This window comes from Streptomyces sp. LN549, from assembly GCF_043203805.1.
Lineage (GTDB): Bacteria > Actinomycetota > Actinomycetes > Streptomycetales > Streptomycetaceae > Streptomyces.
Genome location: NZ_JAZHRI010000002.1, coordinates 3312268 through 3327812, shown reverse-complemented (window position 1 = coordinate 3327812; position 15545 = coordinate 3312268). Strand labels below are relative to the sequence as shown.

Here is a 15545-nt window from a genome sequence, read left to right as displayed (position 1 = left end):
ACCGGCGCCCATCGGTCTTCCGATGGTGCCGGTCATTCATCACATCGTCCTGTGCGCACAGTCCTACGCCCGGTATCCGGGCGCCGCAATACCGTCAGTGGGCCCAACTCTGTGATCGTGATGGGCTCGTGACGTGAGGTCAGGGCAGGTATGAGGCTATTGCGGACGGCTGGACCACCCGGGGGGTCCAGCCGTCGTCCATGCGTGCTCGGGCGGTAGTGGTGGCAGGGACGGTCGTTCAGGAGTGTGCGGGCGGTAGCGGTGGCAGGGGCTCGGCGTTCACCGAACGGGCCGCCCGCTCCAGCGCACTGGCCAGCAGCGCCAGGTCCGTCGGCCCGTTGCCCAGCTCGCGGACCGGGCGACGGGTGGGCGGATCGCCCATCCGCTCCCACTCCAGCGGTACGACCGTGGGCCGCAGCGTCGCCGTGCGCGGGATACGGCCGGTCACCCGGCCGCCCTGGAACGGCGTCACCCGCCCGTCGGGATGGCCCAGCCGCCCACGGCCCGGCGCCGGCTCGTCCGGCGACGGCGGTACCGCGGGCGGATCGAGCACCACGCGCAGCCGCGCCCCGCGGGCCAGTTCGGTGTCCTCCGTGCGGTCCGGGCGGGCGGAGGTGGCGACCAGGTGGATGCCGAGCCGGCCGCCGTCCCTGGCCACCGCCTCCAGCGCCCGTACGACCGAACCCGCGGCCGGCCGGCCCGGGCTGCCCAGTGCCGGGGCGATCAGCGCGTCGAAGTCGTCCACGAGCACGACGAGCCTGGGCAGCGGCGAGGGCCCCGGGTCCTTCGCCCGTGCCGCGGCGGGCCGCAGCCGCAAGGTGCCGCTCACCGCGGACTCGACGTCACCGCGCTGCTCGGACGGGCCGGAGGTCCGCTGCCCGGCCATGCGCTGCACCATCTCGTGCCGGCTGTGCCAGTCGGCGAAGTCGAGCCCGCCGAGAATCTCGGCCCGCCGCTTCAGCTCACCGCCGAGCGCCTGGGCGAACTCCCGCATCCGGACCGGATCGGAGGCAACCAAGTGCGTGAACGCGTGCGGGAGTTCGGTGCAGGGGCGCAGACTCTCGCCGCGCTCTCCACCCGCCCCGTCGACCAGCAGGATGCCGAGCCGGTCGGGCCGGTCGGCGGCGGACAGCGAAGCGGCCACCGCCCTCAGCAGTTCGGTACGCCCACTGCCGCCGGGCCCCTCGATGAGCAGGTGCGGCCCCTCCTCGGAGAGATCCACACTCACCGGGCCCCGGGGCCCGGCCCCGAGCACCACGACGGGCCGCCCGGCCGCCCCGGCCGGGACGCCCGCAGAGGCGGAGGCGGGCCGGGGGTCGGGTGCGGGCACCCGCCCGGACTCGGCACCGCGCGCGGCGACCTGGGGCGCGTCACCCTGGCGCGGCCCGCTGACCCGGTTCGAGGAGCGCCCCGATCCGGCGGTACGCAGGCTGTCGGCGCCCGTCACATCTCCCGCCCCGCCCCAGGAGCGGGTGTCGGAGCCCGGCAGGGTGCGGGAACTCGGTGTGTCCCCGGGCCCCCCCTCGTGACGCTGCGCACCCACGCGGGGATGAGGGGTGCGGCCGGTTCCGGGGGCGTCCGTGGCGCCGGGGTAGGGCGTGCGCCCCGCGCCGGCGCTGTCGGGGTACGGGGTGCGGCCGGAGCCTGGGCCGTCGTACGCGTCGCCATGGGGGGAGGCGTGGCGCGGCACGCCCACGTGGGTGTCGTTGTTGCGCGGGTACGGGGTGCGGCCCGAACCGGTGGGTTTCGGGTACGGCGTGCGGCCGGAGCCGCGGTCGTCCGTCGTGGTCGGGTACGGCGTGCGGCCGGAGCCCGGGGTGCGGCCTTCGTCGTCCGCGCCCCGTGGTGCGCTCGCGTGCGGCGGGTCGGTGGGGGTGCGCTGGGCGCCCACGCGGGGGCCCGCGGCCTTCGGGTGGGCAGTGCGGGCCGAGCCGTGGTTGTCGTCGGCCGCCGCTCCCGTACCGCCCGTCCAGCTGCCCGCGCCGCGGACCGTCGCCCCGGGCTGGTCGTCCGCCGCCGAGGCCCACCGGGCCATCAGGGAGGCCGGAGTGGCGCGGGCCAGGCCCAGCTCGTCCAGGAGGCGGGCGGACGGCGGGAGCGCCACCGCCGCGCGGTGGCCCGGCAGCGCGGTCGAACCCTCGGCGCGCAGCGGGGCCAGTGCCCGCGCGAACCGCTCGGCCCAATGCGCCGACACCGCGTCCACCGCGGCCATCGTGCCGTGGCCGGCCGCCCGGCCGCCCGCGGTGCGCAGCAACCGTATGGCCGTCGCCACATCACCGCTGAGCATGGCTACGGCCCCGCACTCGCGGAAGGCGATCGAGGCATGGCAGGCCGCCTCGTACGTCGCGGCGACCGGCGAGGTGGGCGTGGCGGACGGGGTCTCCGCCAGACAGATCAGATGGATGCCCGCCGCCGCACCCGCCGCGGCCAGCCGGGCGGTGTTCTCGCGCAGCACCGCGGAACCGGGGTCGCCGTCGACGATCACCACGGTGAACGGGCCCTCGTAGTGCCGGGCGGCCTCGGCGACCGTACCGGGATCGAGGCTCGCCCAGCCGGGGCCGAGCGGGCCCTCGTCCAGGCGGCGCACCAGCTCCGTCATCCGGGCGTCCGCCTGCTCACGGTCGTACGCCAGCAGCAGCCGGCAGTCCTGGCCGTGCATCGGCCGCAGATGCGGCAGCCAGCCGAGCCAGGCCCACTCCCGCCGCCGCTCGTCCGTACCGCGTGCCCGGTCCGTGCTGATCAGCACGATCTCCAGATCGGCGGGGGAGTGCAGCGCGGCCAGCTGGGCCACGGCGGAGCGGGCGAGCCCCGCCAGCCGCTCCCGCGGCCCGGCGAGCCCCAGCGAACCGGCCTCCCGCAGCCCCACCGTCACCGGCACGGCGGGCAGGTCGGCCCGCTCCGTCGTGCCCAGCCGGACCACCAGCGCCTCCGGGTGCGCGGCGTCGCGCTCCCACAGCCGGGGGCCCGGGCCGAGCGCGGTCAGCAGGACGGAGGCCGGATCCGGCCAGGTGCCCTCGGGGGCGGTCGGCCGTGCGGTGAACGTCGCGGGGGGAGCCGGGGGCCCGGCCTCGTCGGGCACGCTCTCGTGCACCGGATCGCCCTTGCCGCCCGCGAGCCGGCGGGCCCAGGCGCCTATGCCGCCGCGCCGGGGCGCCCCCTCGTCCGGCACCCGGCCGGTACGCGCGGAGCCGGAGCGCGGCCGTGCCGGGGACCGCCCGTCGGGGCCGGCCGAGCGCTCGTGTTCGTGGGCGGCGTCCGGGCCGTCGTGTTCCTCCGGCCCGCCGTACGCCGGCTCGTAGCCGTGGTCCGGGGGCGCGAGGGCGGCGGCCGGCGCCGCGGCCACCCGCAGATGACCCTCGCCGTCCGGCGCCGTCCCCAGCGTCGGTGTCCGTGCACCGGAGGTGAGCCGGAGCGTCGATTCGCCGAGCCGGAGCAGCGCGCCGGGGTTCAGCCGGACCGGACGGTCGCGGACGTCCGTGCCGTCCAGCGAGGTGCCGTTGGTGGAACCGAGGTCGGCGACGGAGACCCGGCCGTCCGCGGAGACCGTCACCGCGCAGTGCAGCCGGGACACATCGGGGTCGTCGAGCGGGACGTCCGCGTCGGCCGAGCGGCCGATCCGGATCTGCCCGCCGTGCAGCAGGTGGACCCCGCCCGCGTCCGGCCCCGCGACCACGTGCAGCTGGGCCGGGACGGCGTCGTCCGGCGTCTCCTCCTCGCCCGGGACCTGGAGCGAGAGCACCGCCCCGTCGACCAGGGGCGGCTCACCGAGCGCGCACCGCTGCGCGTCGAGCCGCTCGCGCCCGGCGAACAGCACCACCGCACCGCTGCCGAGGGAGCCGTCGGGTCCGGAGACGGACGCGGCCAGGTTGGATGCCACGGTGGCCAGCGCCGTCCCCGCAGGGGCGGTGACCAGCACGTCGCAGGCGCGCGCCGGGGTCTGGCCGCTGCGCGGCGCGAGGACGGTCAGCCGGATCTGCATCGCCGTCAGCGGTCCCTTCTGCGCGGGTGTCCGGCAGGGGAGACGCCCTGTGATTCCCCCCACCCGGCACGGACGCGTCGTCCGGTACAGGTTCGTCACGTACCGCAGGGCTCCCGACCCCACAGTTCCGTGCTGGAGGCATCCTCGCACCTGCCACTGACAACACGCCCGGGGGTCACCGCTAAGTGATCTTGAAACGTCGGCTGTGCGCCCAAAAGTGCCTGCTTGGCCGGTTCCCCGGGCACTCGCAAGAGGCCCGGGCAGCACTCGGCGTGACCCGGGCCGTGCTCCGGACCGTGGTTTGGAGCCGTTCCGCCGGATCTCCGCGCGGCAACCATCCGCCCCGGAGGCGCGTCTTCCTCCGCAGTCGGTGCGGCAGGGCGGCGGGCGGACCGCATGCCTCCGGGAAATTATGGAGAATTACGAGAAATGCGGTCAAAAAGGTAACCTGCCCGACCCGGCCGCTCACTCCGGCCGCCCCACTAGAGTGGGCCGGAACTCGGGACGGATCCGGGGGACCGCAAGCACCACGATCAGCAGGGAGCGCATGACGTGCGGCCGGTAGGCAGCAAGTACCTGCTCGAGGAGCCGCTGGGACGCGGCGCCACGGGCACCGTCTGGCGCGCCCGCCAGCGAGAGACCGCAGGCGCCGAGGCGGCCGTCGCCGGCCAGCCCGGCGAGACCGTGGCGATCAAGGTCCTCAAGGAGGAGCTCGCCAACGACGCGGATGTCGTGATGCGGTTCCTGCGCGAGCGCTCCGTCCTGCTGCGGCTGAGGCACGAGAACATCGTGCGCACCCGCGACCTGGTCGTGGAGGGCGATCTCCTCGCCCTCGTCATGGACCTGGTCGACGGCCCCGACCTGCACCACTACCTCCGCGACAACGGCCCGCTCACCCCGGTCGCCGCCTCGCTGCTCACCGCGCAGATCGCGGACGCGCTCGCCGCCAGCCATGCCGACGGCGTCGTCCACCGCGACCTGAAGCCCGCCAACGTGCTGCTCGACGAGCGCGACGGCCAGATGCATCCGATGCTCACCGACTTCGGCATCGCCCGTCTCGCCGACTCCCCGGGGCTGACCAGGACCCACGAGTTCGTCGGGACGCCGGCCTATGTGGCGCCCGAGTCGGCCGAGGGCCGCCCGCAGACCTCCGCCGTCGACATCTACGGCGCCGGAATCCTGCTGTACGAGCTGCTCACCGGCCGTCCGCCGTTCGCCGGAGGCACCGCGCTCGAGGTCCTGCACCGGCACCTCAGTGAGGAACCCCGCCGCCCCAGCACCGTCCCCGCCCCGCTGTGGACGGTGATAGAGCGCTGCCTGAGCAAGGACCCGGACCGCCGGCCCAGCGCCGAGAACCTCGCCCGTGCGCTGCGTACCGTCGCCGCCGGCATCGGCGTGCACGCGAACTCCGCGCAGATCGCGGCCGCCGACGGTGTGGGCGCCCTGCTCGCGCCCGACCCGGCGCCCACCGCCGTCCCGGAGACACCGGGAGCGGCCGACCCCACGCAGGTGCTGCCGAGCAACGCAGGCTCGTACGACCCGAACGCGTACGACCCCAACGCGGCCACCAGCGTCATGCAGCAGAACGCCGGGCCGGGCGGCGGTCACGCCGACCCGACCGCGGTCATGCCGCCCGTCCCGCCGCGCCCCGAGGACGCACCCCAGCCCGACGGACCGCACCCGTGGCAGTCCCAGCTCCAGGCCGCCCGCGACCGCAACGAGCAGACGCAGGTCCAGTACCTCGACCCGAGCCAGGACCCACTGCGCCGCCGCCCCCAGCGCCAGCAGCAGCAGCCGCAGCAACAACAGCAGCCGCGCCGCCAACAGCAGTACCCCCAGCAACAACAGCAGCCGCAGCAGTACCGGCAGCAGCCCCAACAGCAGTACCAGCCACAGCAGCAGCAGTACCAGGCGCAGCAACAGCGCCAGCAGTACGCGCCGCCGCAGCAGCCCCAACAGCCCCAGCAGCCGGCCCAGCGCGCGCCCCGCGAGCCGAGGCAGCGCAACGCCAACCCGATGAAGATCCCCGGCCTCGGCTGCCTGAAGGGCTGCCTGTTCACGCTGGTGCTGCTCTTCGTCGCGAGCTGGCTGATCTGGGAGCTCACCCCGCTGAAGGACTGGATCGGCCAGGGGCAGAGCTACTGGCACGCGATCACCGACGCCTTCGACACCGTCACCGGCTGGATCTCGAAGCTCGGCGGCGACAGTGGCGACAGCGGCGGCAGCGGAACCTGACGGGCCCCCGGACAACCGGGCACCCGACCGGACTCTGTAGCTATATCGACTTCTGCGGACCAATTCCGAGGCAATTCGCCCGCAGAAGTGAAGGTTGGCGCCATCCAGGGCACGCAACCCCCCGATCGCCGCGTAACTTTGTCGACCGGGGGTTGTTGTGCGACGGTCCATCGCCAGCCGCTGAGGGAGCAGTCTTGGCACGGAATATCGGCAGCCGGTACACCGCCCACCAGATTCTGGGGCGCGGCAGCGCCGGCACGGTGTGGCTCGGCGACGGCCCCGAGGGGCCCGTCGCCATCAAGCTGCTCCGCGAGGACCTCGCGTCCGACCAGGAACTCGTGGGCCGCTTCGTCCAGGAGCGCACCGCCCTGCTCGGGCTCGACCATCCGCACGTCGTCGCGGTCCGCGACCTCGTGGTGGACGGCAACGACCTGGCCCTGGTGATGAACCTGGTCCGCGGCACGGATCTGCGCACCCGGCTCGACCGCGAGCGCCGGCTGGCCCCCGAGGCCGCCGTCGCGATCGTCGCCGACGTCGCCGACGGCCTCGCGGCGGCGCACGCCGCCGGGGTGGTCCACCGCGACGTCAAGCCGGAGAACATCCTGCTCGACATGGAGGGCCCGCTCGGCCCCGGCAACTCCCACCCCGCGCTGCTCACCGACTTCGGTGTGGCCAAGCTGATCGACACCCCGCGCCGCACCAAGGCCACCAAGATCATCGGTACGCCGGACTATCTGGCCCCCGAGATCGTGGAGGGCCTCCCGCCGCGCGCCGCCGTCGACATCTACGCCCTGGCGACCGTGCTGTACGAGCTCCTCGCGGGCTTCACACCCTTCGGCGGCGGCCACCCCGGCGCCGTCCTGCGCCGCCACGTCACCGAGACCGTCGTCCCGCTGCCCGGCATCCCCGACGAGCTCTGGCAGCTGCTGGTCCAGTGCCTCGCCAAGGCCCCGGCCTCCCGGCTGCGCGCCTCCGAGCTGGCGGCCCGGCTGCGCGAGCAGCTCCCGCACCTGGCCGGCATACCGCCGCTGGACGTGGACGAGCCGGACGACGAATCCGAGTCCGAGCCGCACGGCCAGACCTACGACGAGCAGCAGTACACCCCGGCACCCGAGGAACCCCGCCGCCGCGGCGCGGTCCCGCTGGTCCCCGGATCGTCCCCCGACTCCAACCGGGACACCCACACGAGCATGCGCGTCCCGGCCCCCGACGAACTCTCCGGCGGCCCCCGCGGCACCGCCCGCGCCCCCCGCGCCCCGGGCAAACCCCGCCCCGGCTCGGCCCGCAACAAGTCGGCGGCCATCCGCAAACGCCGCCTCACCCTGAGCGCAGCGGCCCTGGTGCTGGTCGCGGCGGTGGGGGTGGGCGGCTACGTGGCCCTGAGCGGGGACGACGCGGGGTCTCAGTCCCCCCAGGACACGAAGAACTCGGCACCGGCGGCGCCGTAGCGGGGTGGGAGGCGAGGAGCGGAACGGGGCAACCGGCGCCCGCGCCCTGACGGCGCAAGCGTCTCTTCGGTGAGGCGCATGGTTGTCCGTGGTGTTTCTGAGCAGCTCAGATCGGAGACAGTTTCGCTCTCCGCTCGTTGGCTTGAAGCGCGTGGTAGCCATCACCGGCTACTTCGGCAAGAAACTGATCATGCCCGCTGTATGTGGCCCCATCCGGCGCCATGTATGGGACAGCCCTTAGCCGAATAGCCGATGGGGCATAGTTCCTGGCCGATCCTCTCCTCGTAAAGCCCCGCCAGAACGTCCCTGGCGGGGCTTCAATTTACTGTCGCGAATTCATCAAGGCCACGGCTTGTTGCCATCACCGTCAAGCCTTACGCAGGGGGCGGAGGTGTCCACGGGCGGATTTCTGACCGGCGCGAACCTACCCACCCATCCGCGGACCCCTGGCTGGAGAGAGGGGGATTCCTTATAAGGGTCCAACCCCTCTCTCCCCCAAGACCTCTCAACCACTCACGATCAACGCTCCCAGCTCGCGAGTTGATCGATGAGGACCCTAAGCGCTTCCTGCAGGAACCTAGGTCCGCTTGCTGCATGAAGAACAGAGCCGTCAGACCAGTAATGCAGCCAGCAGTCCTGGGATGTTTCCACCACCACTCGATCCAGCACGCAACCTTCGGCAGTTGTTCCCGAAAGGTCGAAACTGACTAGCCAGCCCGGATTGTCAATTGTCTCGATTTTGATGCCAGAACTATGCTCCCACTCCCCATTGCAGTGGCTTGCATACCAGTCTTCGAGCCTGGCCAGCAGATTCAGGTCGTTCATTTCGACCGGCCTCCTTCCCAATCACCGCGCCGTCTCCTCCCATGGTTCTGTTGCTCTAGCAGTTCCATTGGGAAGGTTCACGTGGGGCGTCGGTATTACTTCACCAGTGGCCTTGTCATAGTGAGCGAGCCCTTGCATGTCGACACGCTTTACCATCTCCCAGGGGGCGGGGTTGCGGGGGTTCGACTGCTCGGCCCATTCGGCGTAGTGATTCACCTTTCCAGTTGATGCGTCCCTCCGGAAAGTCACATGGGGGCCTTCGGCATTTGGATCCGGCCGCAAGCCTTTAGGACGCCCACCAGCTGCGCAATTGTGAACGAGGACCGGCGTGGCCCCCGCCAACACATAGTACGTATGCACAACCCCGACCGTCAGGTCGTAAGTGACCCCCGACGCCCGGTAATTCCGCACCGCCGACACCACCACCGTCGCCCCGCCCGGACGGTGGAGTTCCGTGCCCGGCTTCAGGTTTCTGGCATCGGTCCAGCGGTGGTGGGTGGCGTCCCAGAACGGGTGGTGCCACGTGGTCGTGAGCTTGACGGGGCGAGGGGTGGTGGCGCCCGCAGCGGGAGCCGCGACCGGCCCGACTGCGTGTGAGGCGGCCGGTTCAGGGGTCAGGAGGAGGTCCGTGAACTCCTTGTCGTCCTTCGTGACGATGTGGCGTTCGACCTTCTCGGCAGCCGTGACCTCCGTCTGCGGGTCCGTGGAAGTGACCTCGTCGCCCGGTCTCAGGTCCGCGATGGGTTTTGTCGTGCCGTCCGCCAGCAGGACGGGCGTATCGCCCCTGAAGCTGTGCTTCGTGCAGGCGGCCGCAGCCGATTCCATGGCCTTGACCTGGGAGCTGGCCGCCTTCGCCGAGGCCTCGGCGGCCCGGACCAGGTCCTCGGCCTCCTTGACCAGCTTGTCGGCCTTCTTCAGGGCCCGCCAGATCTTGAACGCCTTCCAGCCGGCCTTGATCGCCTTCGCGATCTTGCCCCAGGGCACGGCGTTCAAGGCCGTGTTGACGCAGCCCATCACGTCGCCCTTGGTGAAACAGTTCACCGCGTCCGTGAGGCCGATGACGTCCGCGACCAGGCTGATGACCTTCTGGGTCAGGCCCTCCCGCTGCTTTTTGGCCGCCGCGGCGACGGCGCTCGCCGTCTTCACCTCCTGGGCCGCCTTGGCCGCCTCCGCCTGCACGTTCTGCGTCGTGTTGCCGATGTGGCCCCGGCCGCCGTTGTCGTCGTCGACCGCGAGGCCGTCGGAGCACCGGCCCTTGTGGCAGGTCGTGCGGTTGGGGCCGCCCGGGTCGACCGGACCGTCCTTGATGATCCGGCCGGAGCCGTCGCCGTACGGTGTGCCGATGCCGCACAGGTCCGCCGGGCACAGGCCGGACGGGTCGCTCAGGGTGACGGGGCTGTTGTTGGCGTACGCGTACGCGTTCCCCAAGGCCGCCACGGCGAAGCAGGGCAGCTGGACGTTCGCCCTGCTGAACAACAGCGAGTCCGACCGCGTTCTGTTCAAGCGGTTCGCGGCCAACCCGTCGATGACCATCACGTACAACCACGTGCCGGCCACGCCCAGCGCCCTGGCGGCCACGGTCAACTCCTCGTCCTACGGCTGTGACGTCACGGCCCCGTACCCGGTGATCGGTAAGACCGTCGCGACGACGCCGCCCGCCCTCACCTCGACGGTGAGCGACGCCGACAAGGACGCCCTCGCGGCCACGTACACGTACTGGGTGGACGGCACCAGCACCAAGAAGACCCTGACCTCGGCGAACGTGGCCAGCGGCCAGAAGGCCCCGGTCAGGCTGCCCGCCTCCTTCATCACCGGCCTCAAGGACGGCAGCACCGTCGACTGGCAGGTCTCCACGACCGACGGCAAGGACACCAGGTCCAACAGCTCGGTCTGCCACTTCACGGTGGACCAGCGGGCTCCGGTGATGCCGGTGGTCAAGTCGGACGGCGGCGTCTTCCCGGAGGAGTCCCCGGGCGCGGCGGCCGGGACGGCGGGTACGTTCACGGCGAGCGTGGCGCCGGGCTCGTCGAACAACACGGCGTCCAAGTTCGTGTTCGGTCTCGACGTGAAGCCGCCGACGAGCAACCCGCCCGCCGCCCAGGTCAAGACGGCCGTCAACAATAGTGCGTCCTACTCCGTCACCCCGTCCGCCCCCGGCACGCACATCCTGTGGGCCTACGCGCTGGACGCGGCGGGCAACGCCTCGGAAATGGCCGCGTACGAGTTCATCGCCCAGGGGCACGCGCCGCGCACGTACGCGACGCTGAAGGACGCGTTCAACAACACCGCGATCTCCGCCGACACGAACCCGGGAGCGGCGAACGCGGACGGGGCCGGGCACAGCTTCTCGGCGCAGGATCTCGCAGTCGCGGGGTGGAAGTCGGGCGAGAAGATCACGGTGAACGGTGCGGACTTCACGCTCCCCGTCTTCGGGGCAGGTGCGGCCGACAACGTCCTGGCCGCGAACCAGACGATCCGGATGAACGCCGCGGCCGGTGACGCGCTCGTTTTCCTGGCCACCTCGACCGGCGCCCGTACGGAGGCCGACCGTAACGCCGCCGACACGAGCAGCCCGGTGATCCAGGACGGCACCCCCGTCGCCGGCACGAACTGCAGCCTCGCGAACGGCACACCGACGGACTGCGAGGCGGCGACCGGAGCCGTGAGCTACACGGGGGAGACCGCTCCGGAGCCGTACTTCCTGTCGGCACCGGACTGGTCGACCGGGCCCAACGGCCTGGCGACCGTCAGCCTGCCGCACACCAACAAGACAGGCACGCAGACGTCGTCCCCGCTCAAGATCTACACCTTCGCGATCCCGCTGCGCCACGGATCGACGGTCGACTCGGTGACGCTGCCCGACATCAGCGACAAGGCGGTCACGGGCATCCCGGGGCTCCACATCTTCGCGATGGCGGTACGCGACACGGCAGCCGCACCGGCGGGGGCGGCGGCCGGAGCGGCGTGGAAGGGGGCGTGGAGCGCGCCGGTGGAGGGGAGCTACAACTACAACAACGGAGTCGACTACAGCGATCAGACGATCCGGACGCTCGTCTACCCGTCGGCGAATGGAACCGGTGCACGGTTCCGGCTCTCCAATGAGCGAGGCGTAAGTCCTCTGGTCATCGACCACGTGACGTTCGCACTGCAGACGTCAGGCAATGGGGCCAAGCCCGACGGCCCGCCGGTCGACCTGACCTTCGGGGGCGGGAATCGAGGGGTCACCGTTCCTGTGGGGGGCACGGTCACCACTGACATGATCGCCACCCCGATCGCCGCAGGGAAGAGCGTGCTCCTCAGCTTCCATCTGGCGAACGCAGTCACCTATCTCCCGCAGCACAGCTGGGCATCCAATCACAGTGTCATCTACGTCGCCCGCGTGGGATCCGGGGATCACACCGCCGATGCGGATGATGCAGCCTTCGTCGGGGACGGTGTCGTCACTGGGCGGTTCACCAACGTGGTCGCAGGTATGGATGTTCTCGCTCACGATGGGCAGCCCACTGTGGCCGTGGTCGGAGACGGTCTGGTGGCCCCCGTCGGGGCCGGAACCGCGGCAAATACTGTGATGCCCCGCTTTGCCGAGTGGATCTGGGACCGTCTGCAACGGAACTCTGCCACCGCGGGTATCGGCGTCGTAGGGACACCGGTCGAAGACAATCGGCTGACCACGGACCAGTACCGAGGGGGCGTCGCCCTTCTCTCCCGGATCGATCGAGACGTGCTGACCGTTCCAGGCCTCAAGACCGTGGTCATTGCGCAAGGGCTTCAAGACATCGCGGGCGGATCCGATGACGCAACGGTCACGAGCGCTTACGCCACGGTGCGGGACATATTGAGGGCGCGGGGGATCAAGACCGTGTTCGCCACGCTGACTCCCTGTAGCGGGTACGCCCCGTGCACGACAGCCGCGGACGCCAACCGTGTGAACGTCAACGGCTGGATCTCGGAGCAGCAGGACTTCACCGCCCCGTACGTCGACACCGTGGATATGGAAGCGGCACTCGCGGTGCCGGATGCCACGAGCACTCTGGATCCGCCTCCTCTGCTCCTCGGCAACGGCGCAGCACCGGCCGACTTCGACGCCGGTGATCATGTGAACCTCACCCGAAACGGATACATCGCGGCGGCGGACGCCTTCGGGCCTTCGGTCCTGGTCCCGGACGTTCTCCCGGGCGGCTAGGGCCTCTCGTTTGGATCATGCCGGGCTCGCGGGCTCCGGCGCCGCACCTCGCGGCGTTGTCGTCAGTCGGCATGGCTCCGCCATGACTCCCTCCTCCGCCTTGCGATGCACGGCGCCGGAGCCCGCTCCCTGATCCGGCCTGATCCAAACGAAAAACCCTAGGGCCGGGAGGGGCGCTCGTCCTGAAGCCGCTGTCCCGTCCCTCCCGGGCCCCCTTCGACGGGGTCCGGGAGGTCTGCTGCCCGCCGTACGCGATCGTGATCATGCCGTCCGAGGAACGCCCGCGCCGACAGCCGTTACGCTGGACCCGTGGCAGTCGTCGATATTTCCGAAGAGCTGAAGTCCCTCTCCTCGACCATGGGGTCGATCGAGGCCGTCCTGGACCTGGATGCGCTGAGGGGTGACATCGCCGTGCTCGAGGAGCAGGCTGCCGCTCCGTCCCTGTGGGACGACCCGGAGGCGGCGCAGAAGATCACCAGCAAGCTTTCGCACCTCCAGGCGGAGGTCCGCAAGACCGAGACCCTGCGCGGCCGGATCGACGACCTCGAAGTGCTCTTCGAGCTCGCCGAGGACGAGGGCGACGCCGATGCGCTCGCCGAGGCCGAGTCCGAGCTGGAGTCCGTCCGCAAGGCGCTGGACGAGATGGAGGTCCGCACGCTCCTCTCCGGTGAGTACGACGCGCGCGAGGCCCTCGTCACCATCCGCGCCGAGGCCGGTGGCGTCGACGCCGCGGACTTCGCCGAGAAGCTCCAGCGCATGTACCTCCGCTGGGCCGAGCGGCACAACTACAAGACCGAGGTCTACGAGACGGCGTACGCCGAAGAGGCCGGCATCAAGTCGACCACCTTCACCGTCGAGGTCCCGTACGCCTACGGCACGCTCTCCGTCGAGCAGGGCACGCACCGGCTCGTCCGGATCTCCCCGTTCGACAACCAGGGCCGCCGCCAGACGTCCTTCGCCGGCGTCGAGGTGCTGCCCGTGGTCGAGCAGACCGACCACATCGAGATCGACGAGTCCGAGCTCCGCGTCGACGTGTACCGCTCCTCGGGCCCCGGCGGTCAGGGCGTCAACACCACGGACTCCGCGGTGCGCCTGACCCACCTGGCGACCGGCATCGTCGTCTCCTGCCAGAACGAGCGCTCGCAGATCCAGAACAAGGCGTCCGCGATGAACGTCCTCCAGGCGAAGCTCCTCGAGCGCCGCCGCCAGGAGGAGCAGGCGAAGATGAACGCGCTCAAGGGCGACGGCGGCAACTCCTGGGGCAACCAGATGCGTTCGTACGTCCTGCACCCGTACCAGATGGTCAAGGACCTGCGTACGGAGTTCGAGATGGGCAACCCGGAAGCGGTCTTCAACGGCGAGATCGACGGCTTCATCGAGGCGGGCATCCGCTGGCGCAAGCAGAGCGAGAAGTAGTCCCCTAAGCCGGGACGTACACGAAGGCGGGCGCGGGAGCCTCGGCTCCCGCGCCCGCCTTCGTGTACGCGACGGAGTGGTCAGGAAGCGGTGCGGCCGAGGCACTGCTTCAGTTCGTCGACCTCGTAGAAGTAGCTGCCCTTCGCCACCGGCGCGCAGCCCTTCTTGAACGCGGTCTGCTTCTCGTTGTAGAGCATCCGCACGAGGTACTTGTTCCCCTTCCGGAACAGGTCCCACTGGATGTTCGTGGCCATGGACGCCACCGACTCACCACGCCACGGGTTGTCGGCGTACGTGTACGGCTTGGCCTCCGACACGGGCTTCGTGCTGCCCGGCAGGCCCATGAGCGCGGCCAGCGGGATGATCTCCTCCGCGTGAGTGAAGCGCAGCTCCGCGCCGGCGTTGCTGGTTCCGTTCCGCTTGGCGTCGATCTTCGTGAAGAAGTCGTCGAGCAGGACGTTCGCCATCTTGTACGTGATGTCGCTGTCGTTGAAGCCCGGCCCCTTCTCGTAGAAGTCCTCGGCGTCGCTGAGGTACGCGAACCACTTCGCGTCACGGGGGGCGATGTAGCGCTTCATGTTCCAGTCGCCCTCGTCGGCCATGGCCGGAGCGATGCTGTAGAGGGCGTAGACCGCCTGGGCGGCCTCCACCTCGGTGCCGATCGAGTCGAACTCGCCCGCCGAGATCCGCCTGACGAAAGCCGGCTTGAAGATCTTCTTCAGTACGTTACGGGCCGCGGTGTGCGAGGCCGGCTGGTCGGTGATCCCGTCGAGGGTGGCGGCGAGCCGCTCGTCGTTGTCCACGTAGTCCCGGTACTCCGCGCCGCCGGCCGACTTGTGGAAGTAGAGCAGGTCGGCATCGGTCCTGGCAGGAGTGATGAGCGGCGCCAGGGCCGGGTCGTTCTCGGCGAGGGCCTCCGCGAACAGGTTCCCGCTGTCGACGGCACGGTCCTTGCCGGAATTGGTGACGTTGATCTGCTCGGAGTCCGCGGCGATCTGTTTGAAGAGGCCGGGAAGCCTCTTCTCCAGTCGCGCGGCGGTGTCCTGGATCTCGCGCACGCCCCGTCCGCTGAGCTGCCCGTAGCCGATCTTGTCCATGGCGGCGAGCAGTGCCTTCGTCTCCCCACCGAACTGCTCCCCGGTGCGAGTGAGTTGCCCCTCGCTCCGCGCCGTGTCCCACAGCGCAAGGATCAGGTCGCCGTCCTCGCTGTCGGAGGCTGCGCGGGAGCCGTGGCGGGAGACGTTCTCGGTGAACACGGGGACGAAGCCCTTGGGGGCGTGCTGGTACGACCGCGGGTTCTCCTGCGGTGCGTACGGGGTCTTGGTGGCGTAGTAGCCGGAGGAGTCCGACTGGGCCTGCGCCGGCAGCGCCGCCGGTATCAGGGCGGAGACAGCGAGCGTCAGGGAGAGTGCGGCGGTTCGCTTCTGCATGGGTTCACCGGGTTCGGGACGGGTCGGTT

General features: G+C 71.0%; 8 protein-coding genes. 4 read left to right on the top strand and 4 right to left on the bottom strand.

Translation table 11 applies throughout. The features are described from left to right. Nucleotides 1–238: 238 nt before the first annotated feature. Nucleotides 239–3979 (bottom strand): FHA domain-containing protein, encoded by a 3741-nt coding sequence (locus SH922_RS14885; protein WP_393058441.1) that lies wholly within the window; start codon nt 3977–3979, stop codon nt 239–241. Between the two features lie 552 nt (nt 3980–4531). On the opposite strand from SH922_RS14885, the gene SH922_RS14880 reads away from it, so the two are divergent. Continuing rightward, entirely contained in the window at nt 4532–6214 is a 1683-nt protein-coding gene (locus SH922_RS14880) for a protein kinase (RefSeq protein WP_393058440.1), read from the top strand. A 194-nt stretch (nt 6215–6408) separates the two neighbouring features. Continuing rightward, nucleotides 6409–7662, top strand: a complete 1254-nt coding sequence (locus SH922_RS14875) for a serine/threonine-protein kinase (RefSeq protein WP_393058439.1) — start codon at nt 6409–6411, stop codon at nt 7660–7662. Nucleotides 7663–8181: 519 nt separating this feature from the next. Here SH922_RS14875 and SH922_RS14870 read toward each other — a convergent pair. Both SH922_RS14870 and SH922_RS14865 read right to left on the bottom strand, forming a co-directional pair. Beyond that, nucleotides 8182–8487, bottom strand: coding sequence for an Imm53 family immunity protein (locus tag SH922_RS14870; RefSeq protein WP_393058438.1), 306 nt, complete (start codon nt 8485–8487; stop codon nt 8182–8184). 21 nt (nt 8488–8508) lie between these two features. Further along, complete coding sequence (locus SH922_RS14865; protein ID WP_393058437.1) at nt 8509–9924, bottom strand: polymorphic toxin-type HINT domain-containing protein; 1416 nt, start codon at nt 9922–9924, stop codon at nt 8509–8511. On the opposite strand from SH922_RS14865, the gene SH922_RS14860 reads away from it, so the two are divergent. Further along, a complete protein-coding gene (locus SH922_RS14860; protein WP_393058436.1) occupies nt 9887–12670 on the top strand; it encodes a hypothetical protein in 2784 nt (927 codons plus the stop codon). The genes SH922_RS14865 and SH922_RS14860 overlap by 38 nt on opposite strands. 309 nt (nt 12671–12979) lie before the next feature. Continuing rightward, nucleotides 12980–14086: a peptide chain release factor 2 gene (gene prfB / locus SH922_RS14855; protein WP_393058435.1), complete on the top strand. Its 1107-nt coding sequence runs from the start codon at nt 12980–12982 to the stop codon at nt 14084–14086. Nucleotides 14087–14166: 80 nt separating this feature from the next. Here the strand turns inward: prfB and SH922_RS14850 are convergent, their stop codons facing one another. Further along, complete coding sequence (locus SH922_RS14850; protein WP_393058434.1) at nt 14167–15516, bottom strand: histidine-type phosphatase; 1350 nt, start codon at nt 15514–15516, stop codon at nt 14167–14169. Nucleotides 15517–15545 lie beyond the last annotated feature (29 nt).